The sequence below is a fragment of the Bacillus sp. RE35 genome (assembly GCF_052146655.1).
GTDB classification, from domain to species: Bacteria; Bacillota; Bacilli; order Bacillales; family Bacillaceae_G; genus Bacillus_A; species Bacillus_A cereus.
Genome location: NZ_CP197377.1, coordinates 2,879,298 through 2,897,373 on the forward strand (window position 1 = coordinate 2,879,298; position 18,076 = coordinate 2,897,373).

Genomic DNA, 18,076 nt, shown 5'->3' on the forward strand with positions numbered 1-18,076 from the left:
CACCCTTAAAAAATCAAAAATTAATTATAATTTATAAAAATTAAGTATAGGTTAACATGTAATGAAGTATAAGTAAATAAAGTTAATTTTGTTTACCTATTTGAAGACGATTTCATATAAGAAAATAATTCATGTTAATCAAATTTCCGTATAAAAATAGAAAAGGTGGATATTTATGTATCCACCTTCCCGTCTCCCTCTACCCACTTCATTATTTCTTCCACATCTAAATCCGTATACGTCTTTTCACCATAACGAACAGACTCATATAACGAGATAATATCTCTTGTTCTACAAATTCTTTTTAACCATTGTTGTATCGTTTCATAGGACCTTCTCTGTTCATGAAATGGTAATGTTCTTTCCCATTCAACTAACGTTTTTCTTATCTTATCTGTCGGTAACGGCCGTTCTAACTGATGAATGACTTTTTCATTCTTTATGCTTCTTACCGCAGTTTGCTTTGTGATCGATTCTTTCTCCTGTACTATTTCTGTTCTCATCAATTTGTTCCTAATATACTTGTAGATGGCATATATAATTAATATTGCGATTATCACATAAAAAACTATAGTAATCCATACATTTGAAAGAACAGAAAGCACGTCACTCCATAGACTTTCTCTTTCGAAAGGTTGAAATTTTTTACCCGTTTTCGTTCTTATACCCGTATCTTTTACTTCTTCATATTCATCTTCATCTATTTTGGAATCATCAAAATTTTCACCTATACTAGTAAAGTCATAATTTCTTTCCGATATTGTCTTAGTCTTACTGAAAAAACGCTCTTTTACTATGTCTTGTACATACACAATACCTTGTGATAACGTTATCGCACTAATCGCAAAGAAAAGTATGATTAAAGTTCTCACACTCCATAACTTCACTTTCATATGTCGCTTTTTATTCACCATGACATAAGCCCCTTCTTATTCTTTCATTACAATCCATTTATTCGTTCTACTGTATTTCTTTGGTGAAGTACCAATAATTAAAGGAACCGCATCCAGTTCCTTTCGACGAAAGCCTGCTGTGTAAAAGTAAGAAGAAGATATAGGCGTATCTTGGTCTGATATCGAGGCAAGTACCCTTAATACATTTTGCAAATGTTTCCGATTATCCCCATTTTTTATATGTAGCAAACCGTTATCTTTTACACTATTGATCCATACTTCAAACGAACAGTTTTGCATAAGAAGTTGTTTGCATATACCTGCTGTTAATTCAATTAGTTCCTCTATATCATTTCGCAAAGAAACACCACTTTTATTTTGCAAGTTGAGATAAATCGCGTATTTATCACATTGTGTTCGCTCATACTTTTTCGCAATTATCGTCCCTGTTTTCGCTGTTGCACTCCAGTGGATGGAACGAAAATCTTCATTTTCATAAGACTTTACTCCCATTACTTTCGTTTCATCATATAAGGGTGAAGACATCGCTTTTCGAAATCCTCGTGACCATTCTTGTAATTCAGGAACTTGTATTTTCGGAACAGCTGGTAAGACTAAATAAGAGGGCGTATCAACTTGTTTATATGTTATATGGTTCGTTATAAATCCAAAGAGATCAGTAATAACAATTTCAACTTCTTCCCATTTCGCGATGCCTCTTTTTAACGCTACAGCTTGCAAATCAAATGAAACTGACTCCCTTCCTTTTAAATTAAAATTCATATAATAATTTGAACCTGTACTATGATTTTTGTTTATTTCATCATGATTCCAAGTTAGCTTATTTTCACATTTAAATCGAAATACGATATTAAGAATAGGAAATATCGACTTGTTTGAAATTTTCATTTTGCACATATTCGTTTCACCTATAAAAACATTCGAATTCCCTTGACTGTATTCCCATTCAACACGAGATACTTTACGTATATATACATGCATAGCACCTATTAAAATTACATATAAAAATACGAGAGATAAAAACAGTAGATTACTTGAAAATACACTTAAAATAACGGCTACAACTGACATAACCCCCATTACGAAAGGCTCCGCTAAAGGTGTATACACAAGCTGTTGATTCATCGTACATTCTCCACTGGCACACTAATCGTATGAAGAATTTCTTTCATAATTTGTTCTTTCGTCGTTTTCATCTCTCCCTCAATCGTTAACGTTAAACGATGAGCACAAACTGATGCAGTGAGCGTCTTAATATCATCTGGCGTACAGTAATCTCTTTCATTTAATATTGCCCGTGCTTGAATCGCTCTCATAAATGCCAACGTTCCCCGAGGGCTTACACCAATTTCAATTAACTCATGGTTACGAGTTGCTTCAATAATTTCAAGAAGATAATCTTGCACATCATTCCCTACTAACACTTCTCTTGCACGCTTTTGCATCGTAATAATTTCTTCACTTGAAATAATAGAGTGTAATGTTTCTAACGGATCATTCATTTGAAACCGATTCATCATTTCCTTTTCAGCTTCTCTCGTAGGATAACCTTGGCGAATCGTAAGTAAAAATCGGTCTAATTGAGCATCTGGTAAAGGAAATGTGCCCGCTGATTCGAGTGGATTTTGCGTTGCTATAACTAAAAAAGGTTCTGGTAATGAATGTGTCTGTTTCGCAATTGTAACCGTACGCTCTTCCATAACCTCAAGTAACGAAGATTGTGTTCTCGGTACAGCTCGATTAATTTCATCCACTAATACGATATTTGCAAAAATGGGTCCTAACCTTGTTTTAAAATCCGATTCCTTCACATCAAAGTATTCAAGGCCAATAACATCTCCAGGCAAAGTATCCGCTGTAAATTGTATTCTTTGAAATTTGGCGTCCACACTTTTAGCCAAACTTTTCGCTAATGTTGTTTTTCCTGTCCCAGGTACATCCTCTAATAAAATGTGTCCTCTTGCTATAAGAGCTATAGCTGCCAGTTCAATCGATTCGTCTTTTCCTATAATAACCTTCGAAATATTATTAGTAATTTTCTTTAATGTACTCATATATTATCTACCACCTTTTAATTATCTAAAAATTAAGAATATATTTTTTCCAAATTATAACATGTAATTCGAAGATGAAATAGAGTGAAAATGAATCTTTTATTTTTTCTTCATTGCACGCAAAAAAGCACCTATTGTCGTATATTGACAATGAGGTGCTTAACTCAATCCAACAGCCTTCTTTCCCTCTAATTTTTAGTAACAATACATCCTTTTTACTCCCACGCATACATTGTTTTCAATTAACTAGTAAAATGCATTCTAATATTACATATAATAAAAACCATTTCGATTTGTTCGTTATAGAACTTCCTGTACATCGACACTCTCAATCTTCACTTCATACATATTTGGGATGCTTGCTTCTTTTGGTACCCATGCATAATAATTTTGATCATTTTCTAATATAAATTGAACTAACTTTGTTTCTGAAACATTCCAGAAATTTTTAAGATTATCAATGTAGTCTTCTAAATCGTCTTTATAGTCCAGTTGTAATATATAATCTCTTACCGTCAGGGCAAACACAATTAAACTTCCTAATAGATTTTTTTGCTCATTTTCTTCTTCATACTCTTGTGGTAAGAACCACACTTGACCTATTCCTATCGTTTTTTTGTATTTTTCATAAAAACTACTATCATCCATATTCTCATAATCATGTATTAATTCATTGACCAATGAATGCCATTTTGGCGGAATAATATTTTCCAATGCAGGATTATGTTCAATTCCTTCTACTATATCCTCGATTTCTTCTGTCTCATCTTCATAGTGATATTCACTTAGGTCTATATGCTTGAATTTCATTTCATTTTTATAATGTGCCAAATCATATGGATAATGATTATTATCTTTTAAACTTGTATCATCAAGTCCGAGTATCTTTACTATTGCAGCTGTCTCAAAGCTCCAATACCCCACATATCCAGGTTCTTTATGTGCATTTTTCCATTCATAATCATAATGGCCTTTAAACCATTCTTTCTCCATGTACGTTTGCAATCTTTTAGACGCTTCTTTTTTATCTGTTTGTGCAAGTTCTATAATCTCTCTCGTTTTTGCATATGGATTTTCTTTATAATATCTATTCGTCATTTTTGTGTATCCGATATCACTAGCGCATAAGAGGAAATCGATTACTGCGTCGTTCATATTTTCCTTCTCAACTAGCTTGGCTAAACTTACAAGATTCTTTTTATCTGTTTCTAATAAAATCCCTAGAGATATCATCCAAATTAGATTTAAATATCCAACTTCATTTTCCCCTATATGCCTCAAATTAATAAGAGCTTTGTCAAAATCTCCTTCTATTGTATGGATAGCTTCTCCTAGGGAATATTTTGCGTTAATATCCTCTAACTCATAATTAAAATTTAATAGATACCTTCCTTCTATAAGACTTTTATTATCTTTAGCCTTTCTTTGAATACCATTCCTTTCATCTTCTTCAAAACTTTTAATCTCCTCTCTATTTTCCTCAATAAACTCTTTATTATATTCTATTCCTTCTCTACATTTTTCTTCTATACATAAAGGATCTCTCATACTATTCAATTCCTCCTAGTTCCTTAAATTATGGCCATTCTCCAATTATGTCTCCCTTTGCATCTATTCTAAATGTTTTCACATTTCCACTACTATCAACCTTTGATAACACTCTCTCAACTTCCTGATCTTGTAATGCTTTCGTAATCTTTGATGCTAATTTTGCATCTCCATCAACTGCCATCAATATTCTACTTTTTCGGGTCTTCGCACCATTCAACCAATCATTTGACATTTGTCGTCCATCTTTAGTTTTCCCCAATTGTGAACTACCAAACTTAGCTTCATCTATAACGTATTTGATCTTTGATTCTGCATTTGCATTTTCGTATAATCCATCAATCCCTTTTACTATTTTATCATTTATGCCTGATGATGCACTTTTTCCGACTGGCTTTAAATCAAATCCAGCTTCTTTTAAACTTTGATTATTCAATAAATTGTCACTAGATTTTATTTCACCATAGTTCCCTTTTTGCTTATTTGTAGCTGTTTTTGCATCAAAATTATCTACATTTGTATTTTTGTTACTGCTAGGTTTACCGTTAGCCGCACCCCCACCAGAAGACTGGATTTTTTGAATAGTATCCTTAGTATTTTGAATCGATTTATTCCAAACAAATCCACCATGTACAAAAAGACTTGCCACAGTAGCTGTTGCTGCTATATCTAATGGAATAACAATTTGTGACGCTAACCCGCCAGTTCCTACTTCTGCTACGATAATCCAGTCGTTGAAAACTTCTTCATATCATGAAAGAGAATTGTGGAAGCACTTCATCATTTGAAACTTTTGTTTTGGTATTTTTGGATATATAATTCACCAAATATTGTAATTCCGAAATAAAAAGCACTTGTTGCTTTTAGTCGGCAATCAAGTGCTTTAAGTTCATCTGCTTATTAAGTAGGATCATTTGAGGGGATTTTCAATTAACTTTACAATATCTTTAAAACTTAGGAATTCATTAGTTTCATGTTTATTCCATTTATTTATATTCTTAGCTCACTAATAGCTATCTCGCCTAGTTATTGTTCTTATATTCAAAAGAATTATCTCTCTTCTTTGCACAAATATAAGTATTGGCCAAACTCAGGGAATGTATCCCAATTTCTAGATACATCATCTTTTGTCTCTCGCTCTTCTACTTCTCCAGTTTTAGAATCTTTTTGCTCCATAGCAATATGACCATTTTCTTGATACCCCAAAATCATACTTTTTAACTGTGTATCCCCGTCATATTCCCAATACATTATTGTCCTTAGGAATAGTCTATTATCTTCTTTAACAATAAAATCGTAGTGTAAATATTTACGAAGAAAATCATCCAAAAAACTTACCGATACCCATTTCTCAGTGACATTTACTAAATACTTTGGCTGCTCTCCATCACTAAGAACAGCAGTATAAGAATGACGATTTTCATGAAGTGTCTTGGCTGCATTCTCATCAATAATATTCCAAGGCTTCTTTTTTATATTAGACCACTTATCACAATAATAAATTTCCATTAATTATACACCTTCCCATTAATATCACGAATAATAATCCCTTTCTCATTCGCCTCTTCAATAATTTTTTGTGGAACTGGCTTTGTTTGTACAGGGATTTCCAAAATTAACTCTCCATCTAGTCGACCACCTTTTAAAGCATTAGGATTAAATTTACCTGAAGAAATTTCTGAACCGGAAGAATACTTTTTAGTAAACTCACTTAGATAACTTAATGCCGTCTTTTCTTTTACTTCAGCCAATTGGGTAAATTTCCTCGAGACAATTTCTTCACCCGGAATATAAGAATCTACAACATATTTCTTCCCATTGATTTCCTTTGCCTCTAACTCTACTTCATTATAAGGATATCGAGGACGATTTTCCTTATTAAATCTATTCCCTGCTTCCCATTGCTTTTTCACAAAGTCCGGTATTGATTTCTTTTTAGATAGTGTTTCACCCGTACCCTTACCACCATCTTTAGACTTCGCAAACTTATAATAAGCTTCTATTAATTCGCCTTGAGGTATTTTGGTTACGATAGTTCCACCAACACTAGAGAGTGCATAGGAAGCCTCTCTCTTAAATGATTGTAACATTTCAAGCGTAGGCTTCAATTCTTTTGCTAGTTTTACCGCATTAGCAAATGTACTTACTCCACTTGATGCTTTTGCTCCTTTTGTGATATGGCCTACTTTATTTAGTGCCCTATCGCCTAATATTGTGGTAGCTATTTGTGTTAATCCATAGGTAGTCAATTCTGTACGACTCTCTGCATCTCCCTCTATCATATCTCGTTTTATTTTATTTGAAAATGCATGCCACATATTTTTTGCAGTTTCATCCAAATGGAAAAGTGCATAGGTTACATTAATAAAAGTTTCTATGTCCATATTACTTAAAGCTATTGCGGACTCGATTTCATCACCAATAGCTTTCCCCGAGCCTCTTTGAATAGCTTCCCACATCTTTTTCGCTGTTTCAAACGTGCCAACTATACCGTCTGCCACATCGTCCCAAGCATTTCTAACCGGAGATTTCTCCTCAATTATGTTATTTGTTTCTATATCTTTAATTGACTGATCATTTTTTCGGGCTGTTTCTTCTATAATCCCCTGAATCGAACTCACCCAATCCATATTCAACCCTTGTGTACTAAACGTCCCACTCACAGGACTAAATCCTTTCCCGCTTTGCACTTCAGCGAGTCCGGCTGTGATGCTAGCTGCTAATTGGAGAGCGGTGCTGTAGTTGTTGCTGGATGAATGATTGAATTCATATAAATGCTCTAGTTTTTCTTCCAGTTTTTTTCTCATTGCACCTAATACCGTTACAATCGCACTTACTCCGGGCATTGGTGTAAGTACTTCTATTGCTTCTATACTTGTAATCGATTGATTAATTCCCCGTATTTGTTCTCTTATTTCTTGTTCAATCACATCTGTCGAAGCAACTTTCGCTTGGAACTCGTTTGGAAATGCTTCGTTTTGGCGAATTAATTCTTCACATAAGCATATGATTCCTTGCGCTAATGGCCGAAATGTTTGGACAAGGTAGGCTTTTGCACTACTGTATGTTTGTCCTTGTAATACTGTATCTACCGCAAATGCATCAATAGATTGAATGGCTTGTTCCATACTTTGAATCGTAGCATTACATATAGCGTTCATACTTTGAGTTTGACTTTGTACTTCTCCCAAATACATGTTTAAACTCATGTATTGGCCTCCCTTTGTAGTTGCTGCTGTTCAGAGGAAAGGTCATTTTCTTTCTCGCTGAGATGCCGTTTTTCTTTAAGCAACGTCTCTTTTTCATTTTCTAATTCGAATGTAAGTTTTCTTTCATACTGTCCGATTTCTTGCCGCATATTCGTAAAAAGGTGAAACACTTCTTTGTCGCCGTGCCAAGTTTCTAGTATTCGGTTAAATAAACGATTACTTCTATTTTTCCATTCATGAAAACTAACCTCAGCTCGTTCTTGATTTTGCAGCGCAATTCGGTTTTCATTTTGTTCTTCAAATATAATTCGTAATTTTTGATTACATTGACTGATTCTCGTTTCAATTTCTTGACTCATCTTTTCTCACTACCTTTTCCCCTTTACGTAGGTTGTTACATTATTGAAAAGTCTTTTGAAGTCCTGTATCCATTTTCTCAAATTCATTTGCTACGGAATGGATATTATCAATTGTTTGTTGAAAAGCAGTACAAAATTGTTTCGTGATCTGTAAATTTTGTTGATTTGCTTCTTGTGCCTTGAAGTTCACAGATAGTGTCGTACGCGTTGCCTTATTTATAGAGCGACTAGTAGCACTTTTCATTCTATCTGAAGCATTTCTCATTTTCGTTGCAAGTTGCGTTGCCGTATGCAAATTACTTTGAAATTCTCCCATTACTTGCTCCTCTCTACCTTTTATTTACAAGAAAATTATACCACGGAAAAATATCCCAATAAACCGAATGTTCGAATTTAACATACAATTCAGCACTGTTACTGAGGATACGAGCAACACTTATCAATCAACATAACTGAGTCCAAAATGGATTCTACTTATACAAAAAAGATGACTTCAGCCATATGCTAAAGTCATCTTTTTCTACCTTATTATTTTACTAACTCTCCATTATAAGCTTTTATATCAAGAGGAGCAGTTAAAAATTGTGCTGCTTTACTAACGAAAGATGTGAAGTGTTCACTCGTATTATGGCTCGCAACTGCTGCTTCATCTTTCCATACTTCTACCATCGTATAAACACTTTCTTTTTCTGTATCTTTATATAAGTCATAAGATACATTGCCACTTTCTTCTCTTGAACCATGAATGAGTGGCTGAATTTCTTCTAAAAATGCTTGTTGTTTTGCTGGGTCTACTTGAAATATTGCGTGAATAATAATCATGGTGCTTCCCCTCTCATCTTTCACTTATTGAAGTTCTTTTATAAAATTATTTCCACTCTGCAACTTTTTCAATTGGAAGACGTACTGATTGGTAACCACTGTCTGCAGCTTTCCCGATTGAAATTAACATAACTGGTACGTAGCTTTCTTTATCTAGTCCAAATGCTTCTGCGATTTGATCTTTCTCAAATCCACCAATTGGACAAGTGTCATAACCGTGCGCACGAGCTGCTAGCATAAATTGCATTGCTACAAGACCACCGTCAATTAATACCGTATCTTTCATTACTTCTGGTGTAACCATAGAGAAGTAAGCTGAAAGTTTTTTCATTTGATCTTCTTTTACTTCTGCTGGCATAAGTCCACGCTCTACTGCTGTACCGTAAATTTCTTCTGCGTTATCAAAGTTGTTTAAATCACCAAATAAAGCAATCATTGCTGAAGACGTTTCTACTTGAGATTGATTGAATTTCGCAAGTGGCGCAAGTGTTGCTTTCGCTTCGTCACTTTCAATCACTACGAATCTCCATGGTTGCATGTTTACTGAAGATGGTGCAAGTGTTGCTTCTGTAAGAATTTCTGTCATTTCTTCTTTGCTAATTTTCACTGAAGGGTCGTACTTACGAATTGAACGACGTCCTGTTAAAATTTCGTTAAAATCATTTGTTTTTACTGAGTTAGTCATAGTTGTATTCTCCCTTTTTTATAATTCTTTTATATTTTCTTGAATGTGATTTAACATATTTAAAAGATTATCGCGTTCTTCCTCACTTAATCCTTTAAATGCAGATGCTGCAAAACGTTCTTTTTCTTCTTGAAACGCCTGAATTTTATTTCGCCCCTCTTCAGTAAGAGAAACTAACGTAATTCTGTTATCATCTGGATTTTTACGTCTTACAATCATTTCATTGGCCTCAAGCTGCTTTAAATGCCTTGTTATCGCAGCATTATCAATATTCACTTCTTGCTGAAGTGCTTTTTGACTAATTTCACCTACTTCAAATAATTGAAGTATAAGCTCTAATCGAGACTGGCTCATACCCGTACACCCTTCAAATTTCGAACTTACTTCTTTATTTAGAAAGTGTAATTTATATAAAATAATCGCTTCTTTTGAGCATGAACTTGTCAAATTAACCCTCCTTTACAATCAAAATAAAAACATTTGATGTATCAATAGTTGATATGTCAATTAATATAATCTATATCGATTTAGAATGCAAGCATTTTGTTTTCATTTTATTTTTTCCAAATTAAGGCGCTTTGTAGCGTTACAAATAATGTTAATTGCACTATAATAGTAATAATTTAAATGACTGGAGAGTGATTGATAATGCGGCAATACACAAATAGAAATGAGGAAATGAAAATGGAAAATGAAATGAGGATATTCATAAATGACAACAATAAATATAGGGATTGTCGCGCACGTAGACGCTGGCAAGACGAGTTTGACTGAGCGTATTCTTTATGAAACGAATGTGATTAAAGAAATTGGCCGAGTAGATAGTGGTAATACACAAACTGACTCAATGGAATTAGAAAGACAACGCGGAATTACGATTAAAGCATCTGTCGTTTCTTTCTTTATTGATGCTGTAAAAGTAAATGTCATTGATACACCTGGACACGCTGATTTTATCGCTGAAGTGGAGCGATCATTCCGCGTTCTAGACGGTGCGATTTTAGTTATCTCTGCCGTTGAAGGTGTGCAAGCACAAACAAAAATTTTAATGCGAACATTACAGAAACTAAACATACCGACTATTTTATTCGTTAATAAAATTGATCGTAGTGGCGCAAACACTGAAAAAGTTATGAAACAAATAAAAGAGGTTCTTTCAAATGAAGCATTCCCCTTCTACTCTGTTCTAAACGAAGGAACGAAAGAAGCCCGGATCATTGAATACAAATCATATGACGATTGTATGGAACTGTTAGCACCATTTAATGAATCGTTACTTGAATCATATGTAAATAACGAAATAATACCGGACGCACTATTAAGAGAAAAACTAGAACAGCAAATACAGCAAGCAAATGTGTATCCAATCTTTTTCGGTTCAGCAATGACAGGTATAGGAGTAACTGAAATACTTGAAAAACTTCCGGCCCTAATGCCAGCTCTTACATCGGCACAAGAGGAACCATTATCTGGTGTTGTTTTTAAAATTGAACGTGAACCTTCTGGAGAAAAGGTTGCGTATATAAGAGTTTTTTCAGGTAGCTTACATGTTAGAAAATATGTTGATATACAGCGCGATGAGTCTCTACCACATAAGGAAAAGATAAAAAAAATGTGCATATTTCATAATGGAGATGCCGTTCAAACTACTACCGTTCCTAGCAGTGAATTTTGTAAAGTGTGGGGACTGAATGATATTAAAATTGGTGATATTATCGGTGAACGTACGGATTATATAAAAGATACTCACTTTGCCGAACCACAAATGGAAGCAGCCATCAATGCAGTACCAAAAGAACGAATTCATGATTTATACGCTGCACTTATGGAACTATGTGAAGAAAATCCGCTCATTAAAGTGTGGAAAGATGATATTCATAATGAACTTTATATTCGCCTTTTCGGTGAAGTACAAAAAGAGGTTATCGAAACAACACTTTATGAGAAATATAATTTGCAGGTTACTTTTTCAAGTACGCGAGTTGTATGTATGGAGAAACCAATTGGCATTGGGAATTCCGTTGAAGTCATGGGTGAAAAAGCGAATCCTTTTTACGCAACAGTTGGATTCAAAGTCGAACGTGGTGAACTTAATTCTGGCATAACATATAAATTAGGCGTTGAACTTGGCTCACTACCTTTAGCATTTCATAAAGCAATTGAAGATACTGTATTTCAAACGTTAAAACAAGGTTTATACGGATGGGAAGTTACGGACATTTCTGTCACGTTAACACATACTGGTTATGCTAGTCCTGTTACAACAGCGAGTGATTTTAGAAACTTAACACCACTCGTACTAATGGATGCCTTAAAGAAAGCTGAAACATATGTATATGAACCAGTAAACGAGTTTGAATTAACTGTACCGAAGCAAGCAATTAGTACCGCAATGTATAAACTTGCTACTATTCCAGCAACTTTTAGAGAACCTATATTAAGTAATAACTCTTACCAGTTAACAGGATTATTACCTGTTGCGAAAACAGAGAATTTCAAACGAATGCTACATTCATTTACTGAAGGAGAAGGCATATTTACAACGAAGCCAGCTGGTTTCACAAAGCTTATGGCTCCCTTCCCTACTCGAAAACGTGTTGATTATAATCCGCTGAATCGTAAGGATTATTTACTTCATGTTTTGAAGGCTTATTAAAGTAAAAGAGGTGCAATTCGCACCTCTTTTGCATGTATTAATAGGTTAGTTTGTCCTAACAACTTCTTTAAGTTTTCCTATTATTTTCGCTATAGCCTCAATTGAATTTTCCGTTTCATATCTCCCAACATTTACAGAATGATTTGCATTTTTGACAACTTCAATCTGTAAATTTGTTTTATGTAGCTGATCAACTTGATCTGCATTGTATTGATGATCTTTATCCCCCATAACTAAAAACCCTTCGTGATTACTATGCAAGATAGAATCAAAAATCGTATCAAACGTCAGTAACGGTGTCAGTAATATCATTTTCGACTGTAAAAACTCTTCTCTCTTCATTAAATCATTCGCAATTGGAATTGTTCCGAGTGACTTCCCTAAAAATATAGTATCGTTGTATTGCTCAGCTTTTAATACTTCCTTCATTACAGGATTCATATCATCCATCATTATTTTTGTTACTTCTTCCATTGGTTTATTCATTACTTGTTCGTCGTAAGAATAATGAATATGTACAACATCAATTTTATGTTCAAGCATAAGCATCGTCGCGTAATAAAATAACGGCTTATCATAATTGTATCCTGAACCTGAAAACATAAAGCAAACGGTACTAGAACCTTTTTCGATATGTGTGTAATAAATTACTTTGTCATTTATATGTATCTCTTTTTTAATCCCCTTCATCCTTTTCTCCTCCGAATACATTTAATCTTGTAAAATGAAATGTTCTGTATGAACTGCTATATTCTTTACTTTCTCTTTTATAAATGCAGGCTGTAAATTATATGCATGTAACTCTTCTACCGGCACCCACTTAAACAAATATGTTCTATCCTCTTCTTCCAAAATATATTGATCCGCTCCATTTACAGGTAATTCATGTAGCTCTACTTCATAATAAAAACTAATCTCATGAAACTTTTGCTCAGAAAGTGTAAAGAAATTTTCTACTGACCATATTAATCTCTTCCCTTTAATAGGAGCAGCTAGTTCTTCTGCAAGTTCCCGTTGTAACGCATCCTCACTGTTTTCTAACATTTTCACTCTTCCGCCCGGTACGTACCAAAAATCTTCACCGTCACCTTGCAGAATAAGTATTTTATTATCCTGTTTACAAATTGCTCCGACTCGGTAATTAAAACATGTTTCCTCAACTTTAAACGTAAGATCCATCCGTAACGCCCCCTTATATAAATATCGAATTATTACAAAACAATTATGTAATTACTGTACAAATAAGGTTACTAAATTTATCCACTCCATTCAATGGTTTTTGAATTTTCTAAACTATTATTTTTCATCATTACAAGTGTATATACATATGTTACAATCATATTGCACACTAGAAAACATTATGGGGGTACGGATGGAAACGTTATTAATCCAGCAAACTGAGAAATCAAATAAGTTTTGGAAAATCGTTGTGAAAGAAAAAGACTATGTTGTGTTTTACGGAAAAATTGGCACAGCTGGCAGTGTGAAAGCGAAAGAGTTTGAAACAGAAGAAGAATGTATGAATGAAGCTAATAAACTAGTTGCTTCCAAACGTAAAAAAGGATATACAGACCCGTTGCCTGGGGAAGATTACATAAAAGAAAAAACGATAACCGAAGAAGAATTTTGGGAGCTACTTCATCGTGCAAAAACGAAAGGTGAGGACCAAGAAGAACAAATAGAATGGCTTACTTCTCACCTTGCTAAACGTACAGTACATGAAATTGTAGCTTTTGATACGCATATGCATCGCCTTTTGAAAGACTCCTATACCTCCCGTTTATGGGCAGCAGCCTATATTATTATGGGTGGCTGTTCAGATGATACTTTCGATTACTTCCGCGGATGGTTATTATATCAAGGAAAAGAGACATACAAAGCTTGTATTGAAGATCCAGAACGATTAATTCCTGTATTAGAAAATTTGAGTGAGTATGACGTCCCAGAAATAGAAGAACTTTCTTTATATTTCGGTTTCACTGTATATGCAGAAAAAACTGGTGACGAAGATGATACTTACTTTACACTTTACCATGTCTTATCTAATGAAGAATTCGACGATGTAGATTTTGAATTTGACTGGAATGAAGACGATGAAGAAGGTTTAAAAAAGATGTTTCCTAGGCTATGGGAGATGTATGGGGAAGAACCGATTGAGTGGTAGATTAATTATTCGTGAAAAAGTGCCTTGTTTCTTTAGTAACAAGGCACTTTTTTTGATACTATATTTAAATTATCATCTTTCCACTCTCCCACCACTCCATAAAAGTCTTTAAAGAAGGAGCAACCCACGTTCTACTATCATTTTCATGGTTCCATACATATATATCATCTCTTTGTACTTTTCCATTCAAAATAGAATAGCCAAACAAATCACCATTTCCCCCATCAGCAAAAAATAATAAACAGTCAAAAGGCATGTATAAATCCTTAAAATCAACTATATTTCTCATACTCATATTTTCAGTTTTAATTTTTGAAGCAGACCATATAAAGTCACCGTATTCACCTTCTATACCGTTTGTTTCCTGTAATAATTGATATAAATCATTCGGTAACTCCATTTGATGAGATACTGTGAATGGTGTCTTTCCACATCACCTTTTCCCCCTTATGTGCAATCAAGCATATTCAAAGAACTCCGCTAAATTTATTGATACCACTTTTCTAACAATTCCTTCTCCCTTTCGCCTGAAATACCTGCTTTTAATTCCCATTCGTCTGTGCTCTTCATCCACTCATACACGTCTGTAACTGTCTCTTCTATTCTTCTAAAAGTAAGCCCTTCTTTCACAGCATTCTCGATACTTATAGTAAACCCGCCTTTCCACGGCTTCGTTTCCCCTTCTAATGAAAAAATTTCTGGAAGCCATAAAGGCATTTCTGTCCAAGGCTGCACATTATGTTCATTCATAAACGATTCCTCTACCCAAACGAATTCAGCATCACTATTCATAACCTTTTTACACGTATTTAATAGCTCTTCCATCGTCAATTCATCATTCGGACCTGTTATATTAAATGTTCCTGCTTTATTATGTTCTGCCATATTTAGCCCCCATCTCGCGACATCTTTTATATCAACTAATTGCACGGGACGAATTTTTCTTCCTGGTACTAATACTTTCCCACCCTTTGCTACACGCTGAATCCAGTATGGAAGTCGATCTGTATAATCAAACATTCCTGAAAGAAGTCCTGCTCTTACGTGTAATACACGCCCCGGCCAATACTTCTCTGCTTCTTTTTCACATAATACTTTCAGTGCACCATAATACTCATAAGGTGAAACTTCACCATTCTCTACAGCCTTTATTTGATCATCCGTCGGTTCAGGTTGTAATATATAGTCTTCTTTTATGTCATGCGGAATCCAATCTTTATATACGGAAAGGCTTGAGATGAATATATAGTGTTCAATATTATCTTTAAGTACTTCTCCAACATTTCTAATGTGATGCGGAGAAAACCCACATGTATCCACAACAACATCCCATTTTCGATTTTCTAAACTTGATACATCGCCATTTCTGTCACCGATCAGCTGCTCCACTTCAGGAAAAACTTCTTTGTTTGTTCCGCGGTTAAATAATGTAACTTCATGCCCTCTTTTCAAAGCCTCTTCTACCACAGCTCTTCCCAAAAATCGTGTACCACCTAGTATTAACATTTTCATGGTTCTCCCCCATTCGTGATAAAAAATCTATTCTTTTGTTTAACGATTTTTTGTTGTGAAAAGTTACGGGGATAATTAAATTTTTTCTACAAGTTCAATATATGCAATTTCGACACTTTTTCTATCTAAAAAACAATAATATGGAAATATTCATTCTGTCGATTTCCATTTCATATATAATTAAAATATCGGATATTCGATTAACCACTTATACATACTTAGGCAGGTGAAAAATATTAATAAACACATAGTTTATCATTCAACATTATGTATTTATTTTCTTACATCACTTGTATATATCATCTTGCTGAACATAGAAAATGGTCGTAATTATTTAGGGTTTACAATGGTTGTTCCGCTTTTAGCAGTTACTTCATATCAAACATTATATAAGAAACAAAAAATAGTTCATACACTAGGAATTTCACGTTCAAAAATAAAAACACTAATTTTCTCCATATTATTTCCACTACTTCTAGGGCTATGTCTCCATTTTTATTTTTATATTTATGATATAAAGTTCTTATATCATCATTGGAATGAAGTAGGATTTCTCTTGCTCGTTGGTCTTACAGTTGGATCTTTATCTGCATTATTAGAAGAGATTATATGGCGAGGGAATTTTCATTACTATTTACGAAAAAAATATACATTCATACAAACAGCTATTATTATAGCTTCAATTTGGTCTTCATGGCATTTACCAATAGCAATCTTTTATAAAAATTATGAGTTTCAGTTTGTAGGAATATTAAGTTATCTCTCTTTATTATTTATATTATCTATAATTTTAACGTACACGAGAGAATATGGCGGTTCTGTAATATCACCCGCATTTTCACATGGTATGTTTAATGTATTTTATTTAACAGATATAGTACAAAACAAGTGGGATGCCAGCCTAATAGAATTAATTAAATTTACCTTACTAGCAATTGTGCTGGGCACGATGTATCTCATACTTCACAAAGTTAAAAAATAGTTAAACAGCTAAGAAAAAAGATGTTTCTTCTTTTAGTTGAAAGCAGCTTTAATAGATTAAAAAGTACTTCAACACCTTGCAATTATTTAATAATGGTATAGGTGTTGAAGTTTTATAATCTTAGTTACATAACTTTGTTAACACAACACTTTTTTCTATCATGGAGAACAAAACAAGTTTAACTAAACCTTTCATTCTTATTTTTATAAAAATAACCATATTAATCTTTTAAATAAGGAAGTATGCACCCTTTAATTAATTCCCATCTATCCCGTGCATTCGGCTTAGCTTCAGAAGCAATTACTACAACCAAATCCTGCTTCGGAATACAACAAATCATATTCCCCCCATCACCCATTGCACAGTATGAAAAGATTCCATCTTCTTCTCGTAACCACCATAAGTAACCATATTGATTTGGGTTCATTTCTGTCGATTCTTTTATCCATGATTTTGATAGTATTTGTTTTCCATTATGAATACCTTCATTCAAATACATCTGTGCAAACTTCGCCATATCTCTAACCGTTAACGTTAGTCCCCAGCCACCCGTCGAAATACCATTTGGATCGTGAACCCATCCTTTCACATCTTTTCCGAATAAGTCATCAAATCCAAATGCTTTCATATTGTAGTTTGGAATTTCTCTCATGCCGAGTGGCTGAAATAAGTATTCATTCGCAAATTCACGCGCATTTTTTCCTGTTGCGTTCGTTATGATCGCTGATAGTATATGAGCTCCTGCAGATGAATATTTAAAAGCCCCAATTTCTCCGCCTTGTCCTATCCTATTTAACGTATACTGTACCCAATCTCGTTGCATACATAGTTCTTCTAACGGCTCCTGCCAGTCTACGAAAGGATGTGGAGCTGTCATTGTCAACAGATGTCGTACTGTTATTTCAGATGAATTAACGTTATATTCCGGGAAAAATTCTATTACTCTTTGATCAACGCTTTTTATATAGCCCTTATCTATACATATCCCAATTAGCGCAGAGATTATCGTTTTTGTGACTGACGCTATGTGAAATGCATCATCTGGACCGTAACCGTTATAATATTTTCCAAAAATAACATTACCTTTCTGCACTACTAACATACCATTCATATTTTCATATTCTTCTTTTATAATCTGATCTAACTTTTCAGCAGTTTTCATTAGTCCTTC

The 18,076-nt window shown here is 34.1% G+C and carries 20 protein-coding genes; 3 read left to right on the forward strand and 17 right to left on the reverse strand.

All coding sequences use genetic code 11. The features are described 5' to 3' along the window. Positions 1-173: 173 nt before the first annotated feature. From ACTL4X_RS14915 to ACTL4X_RS14970, 12 genes are all read right to left on the reverse strand, one after another. Complete coding sequence (locus tag ACTL4X_RS14915) at positions 174-914, reverse strand: hypothetical protein (protein WP_000247497.1); 741 nt, start codon at positions 912-914, stop codon at positions 174-176. A gap of 15 nt (positions 915-929) precedes the next feature. Next, a complete protein-coding gene (locus tag ACTL4X_RS14920; RefSeq protein ID WP_001075941.1) occupies positions 930-2,039 on the reverse strand; it encodes a DUF58 domain-containing protein in 1,110 nt (369 codons plus the stop codon). Then, on the reverse strand, positions 2,036-2,968 hold the full coding sequence (locus ACTL4X_RS14925; protein ID WP_000105663.1) for an AAA family ATPase: 933 nt from the start codon (positions 2,966-2,968) through the stop codon (positions 2,036-2,038). Before ACTL4X_RS14925 ends, ACTL4X_RS14920 begins: the two co-directional genes overlap by 4 nt. A gap of 300 nt (positions 2,969-3,268) precedes the next feature. Further along, complete coding sequence (locus ACTL4X_RS14930; RefSeq protein WP_001205552.1) at positions 3,269-4,516, reverse strand: PoNi-like cognate immunity protein; 1,248 nt, start codon at positions 4,514-4,516, stop codon at positions 3,269-3,271. A 28-nt stretch (positions 4,517-4,544) separates the two neighbouring features. Further along, entirely contained in the window at positions 4,545-5,165 is a 621-nt protein-coding gene (locus ACTL4X_RS14935; protein WP_000157554.1) for a hypothetical protein, read from the reverse strand. A 401-nt stretch (positions 5,166-5,566) separates the two neighbouring features. Further along, positions 5,567-6,025, reverse strand: coding sequence for a hypothetical protein (locus ACTL4X_RS14940; protein ID WP_000409336.1), 459 nt, complete (start codon positions 6,023-6,025; stop codon positions 5,567-5,569). After that, positions 6,025-7,725 carry a T7SS effector LXG polymorphic toxin gene (locus tag ACTL4X_RS14945; protein WP_086401665.1) on the reverse strand — a complete coding sequence of 567 codons (1,701 nt, stop codon included), beginning with the start codon at positions 7,723-7,725 and terminating at the stop codon, positions 6,025-6,027. Before ACTL4X_RS14945 ends, ACTL4X_RS14940 begins: the two co-directional genes overlap by 1 nt. Beyond that, entirely contained in the window at positions 7,722-8,084 is a 363-nt protein-coding gene (locus tag ACTL4X_RS14950) for a DUF3958 family protein (protein ID WP_048538278.1), read from the reverse strand. Before ACTL4X_RS14950 ends, ACTL4X_RS14945 begins: the two co-directional genes overlap by 4 nt. A 40-nt stretch (positions 8,085-8,124) precedes the next feature. Next, positions 8,125-8,400 (reverse strand): TIGR04197 family type VII secretion effector, encoded by a 276-nt coding sequence (locus ACTL4X_RS14955; RefSeq protein WP_000503635.1) that lies wholly within the window; start codon positions 8,398-8,400, stop codon positions 8,125-8,127. 212 nt (positions 8,401-8,612) lie between these two features. Continuing rightward, positions 8,613-8,906, reverse strand: a complete 294-nt coding sequence (locus ACTL4X_RS14960) for a putative quinol monooxygenase (RefSeq protein ID WP_000583804.1) — start codon at positions 8,904-8,906, stop codon at positions 8,613-8,615. A gap of 46 nt (positions 8,907-8,952) precedes the next feature. Then, positions 8,953-9,591, reverse strand: coding sequence for a nitroreductase family protein (locus tag ACTL4X_RS14965; protein ID WP_000185393.1), 639 nt, complete (start codon positions 9,589-9,591; stop codon positions 8,953-8,955). 18 nt (positions 9,592-9,609) lie between these two features. Next, positions 9,610-10,038 carry a MarR family winged helix-turn-helix transcriptional regulator gene (locus ACTL4X_RS14970; RefSeq protein ID WP_000204162.1) on the reverse strand — a complete coding sequence of 143 codons (429 nt, stop codon included), beginning with the start codon at positions 10,036-10,038 and terminating at the stop codon, positions 9,610-9,612. A 265-nt stretch (positions 10,039-10,303) separates the two neighbouring features. On the opposite strand from ACTL4X_RS14970, the gene ACTL4X_RS14975 reads away from it, so the two are divergent. Continuing rightward, positions 10,304-12,247, forward strand: a complete 1,944-nt coding sequence (locus ACTL4X_RS14975) for a GTP-binding protein (RefSeq protein WP_441394915.1) — start codon at positions 10,304-10,306, stop codon at positions 12,245-12,247. Positions 12,248-12,292: 45 nt separating this feature from the next. On the opposite strand, the gene ACTL4X_RS14980 is transcribed toward ACTL4X_RS14975, so the two are convergent. Together ACTL4X_RS14980 and ACTL4X_RS14985 are read right to left on the reverse strand one after the other, a co-directional pair. Beyond that, positions 12,293-12,937 (reverse strand): alpha/beta family hydrolase, encoded by a 645-nt coding sequence (locus tag ACTL4X_RS14980; protein WP_086401664.1) that lies wholly within the window; start codon positions 12,935-12,937, stop codon positions 12,293-12,295. A 21-nt stretch (positions 12,938-12,958) separates the two neighbouring features. Next, the gene (locus tag ACTL4X_RS14985) at positions 12,959-13,426 is read right to left on the reverse strand and encodes an NUDIX hydrolase (protein ID WP_000366245.1); all 468 of its coding nucleotides are present in this window, start codon (positions 13,424-13,426) and stop codon (positions 12,959-12,961) included. Between the two features lie 193 nt (positions 13,427-13,619). On the opposite strand from ACTL4X_RS14985, the gene ACTL4X_RS14990 reads away from it, so the two are divergent. Then, positions 13,620-14,411 carry a DUF4240 domain-containing protein gene (locus tag ACTL4X_RS14990; protein WP_000449128.1) on the forward strand — a complete coding sequence of 264 codons (792 nt, stop codon included), beginning with the start codon at positions 13,620-13,622 and terminating at the stop codon, positions 14,409-14,411. A 64-nt stretch (positions 14,412-14,475) separates the two neighbouring features. Here ACTL4X_RS14990 and ACTL4X_RS14995 read toward each other — a convergent pair whose 3' ends face one another. Both ACTL4X_RS14995 and ACTL4X_RS15000 read right to left on the reverse strand, forming a co-directional pair. Then, entirely contained in the window at positions 14,476-14,811 is a 336-nt protein-coding gene (locus ACTL4X_RS14995) for an SMI1/KNR4 family protein (RefSeq protein WP_225989773.1), read from the reverse strand. Positions 14,812-14,897: 86 nt separating this feature from the next. Beyond that, complete coding sequence (locus ACTL4X_RS15000; protein WP_048538276.1) at positions 14,898-15,923, reverse strand: SDR family oxidoreductase; 1,026 nt, start codon at positions 15,921-15,923, stop codon at positions 14,898-14,900. A 226-nt stretch (positions 15,924-16,149) separates the two neighbouring features. On the opposite strand from ACTL4X_RS15000, the gene ACTL4X_RS15005 reads away from it, so the two are divergent. Continuing rightward, entirely contained in the window at positions 16,150-16,905 is a 756-nt protein-coding gene (locus tag ACTL4X_RS15005) for a CPBP family intramembrane glutamic endopeptidase (RefSeq protein ID WP_071739202.1), read from the forward strand. A 220-nt stretch (positions 16,906-17,125) separates the two neighbouring features. Here the strand turns inward: ACTL4X_RS15005 and ACTL4X_RS15010 are convergent, their stop codons facing one another. Beyond that, a complete protein-coding gene (locus ACTL4X_RS15010; RefSeq protein ID WP_048538275.1) occupies positions 17,126-18,067 on the reverse strand; it encodes a serine hydrolase domain-containing protein in 942 nt (313 codons plus the stop codon). Positions 18,068-18,076 lie beyond the last annotated feature (9 nt).

Bases quoted from the DNA above. Each gene is read 5' to 3' on its own strand.
- ACTL4X_RS14985 (WP_000366245.1), bottom strand. From the start codon at position 13,426: ATGGATCTTACGTTTAAAGTTGAGGAAACATGTTTTAATTACCGAGTC.
- ACTL4X_RS14965 (WP_000185393.1), bottom strand. From the start codon at position 9,591: ATGACTAACTCAGTAAAAACAAATGATTTTAACGAAATTTTAACAGGA.
- ACTL4X_RS14995 (WP_225989773.1), bottom strand. From the start codon at position 14,811: ATGGAGTTACCGAATGATTTATATCAATTATTACAGGAAACAAACGGT.
- ACTL4X_RS14940 (WP_000409336.1), bottom strand. From the start codon at position 6,025: ATGGAAATTTATTATTGTGATAAGTGGTCTAATATAAAAAAGAAGCCT.
- ACTL4X_RS14955 (WP_000503635.1), bottom strand. From the start codon at position 8,400: ATGGGAGAATTTCAAAGTAATTTGCATACGGCAACGCAACTTGCAACG.
- ACTL4X_RS14920 (WP_001075941.1), bottom strand. From the start codon at position 2,039: ATGAATCAACAGCTTGTGTATACACCTTTAGCGGAGCCTTTCGTAATG.
- ACTL4X_RS14990 (WP_000449128.1), top strand. From the start codon at position 13,620: ATGGAAACGTTATTAATCCAGCAAACTGAGAAATCAAATAAGTTTTGG.
- ACTL4X_RS15000 (WP_048538276.1), bottom strand. From the start codon at position 15,923: ATGAAAATGTTAATACTAGGTGGTACACGATTTTTGGGAAGAGCTGTG.
- ACTL4X_RS14915 (WP_000247497.1), bottom strand. From the start codon at position 914: ATGGTGAATAAAAAGCGACATATGAAAGTGAAGTTATGGAGTGTGAGA.
- ACTL4X_RS14960 (WP_000583804.1), bottom strand. From the start codon at position 8,906: ATGATTATTATTCACGCAATATTTCAAGTAGACCCAGCAAAACAACAA.
- ACTL4X_RS14925 (WP_000105663.1), bottom strand. From the start codon at position 2,968: ATGAGTACATTAAAGAAAATTACTAATAATATTTCGAAGGTTATTATA.
- ACTL4X_RS14950 (WP_048538278.1), bottom strand. From the start codon at position 8,084: ATGAGTCAAGAAATTGAAACGAGAATCAGTCAATGTAATCAAAAATTA.
- ACTL4X_RS14980 (WP_086401664.1), bottom strand. From the start codon at position 12,937: ATGAAGGGGATTAAAAAAGAGATACATATAAATGACAAAGTAATTTAT.
- ACTL4X_RS14945 (WP_086401665.1), bottom strand. From the start codon at position 7,725: ATGAGTTTAAACATGTATTTGGGAGAAGTACAAAGTCAAACTCAAAGT.
- ACTL4X_RS14975 (WP_441394915.1), top strand. From the start codon at position 10,304: ATGACAACAATAAATATAGGGATTGTCGCGCACGTAGACGCTGGCAAG.
- ACTL4X_RS14930 (WP_001205552.1), bottom strand. From the start codon at position 4,516: ATGAGAGATCCTTTATGTATAGAAGAAAAATGTAGAGAAGGAATAGAA.
- ACTL4X_RS15010 (WP_048538275.1), bottom strand. From the start codon at position 18,067: ATGAAAACTGCTGAAAAGTTAGATCAGATTATAAAAGAAGAATATGAA.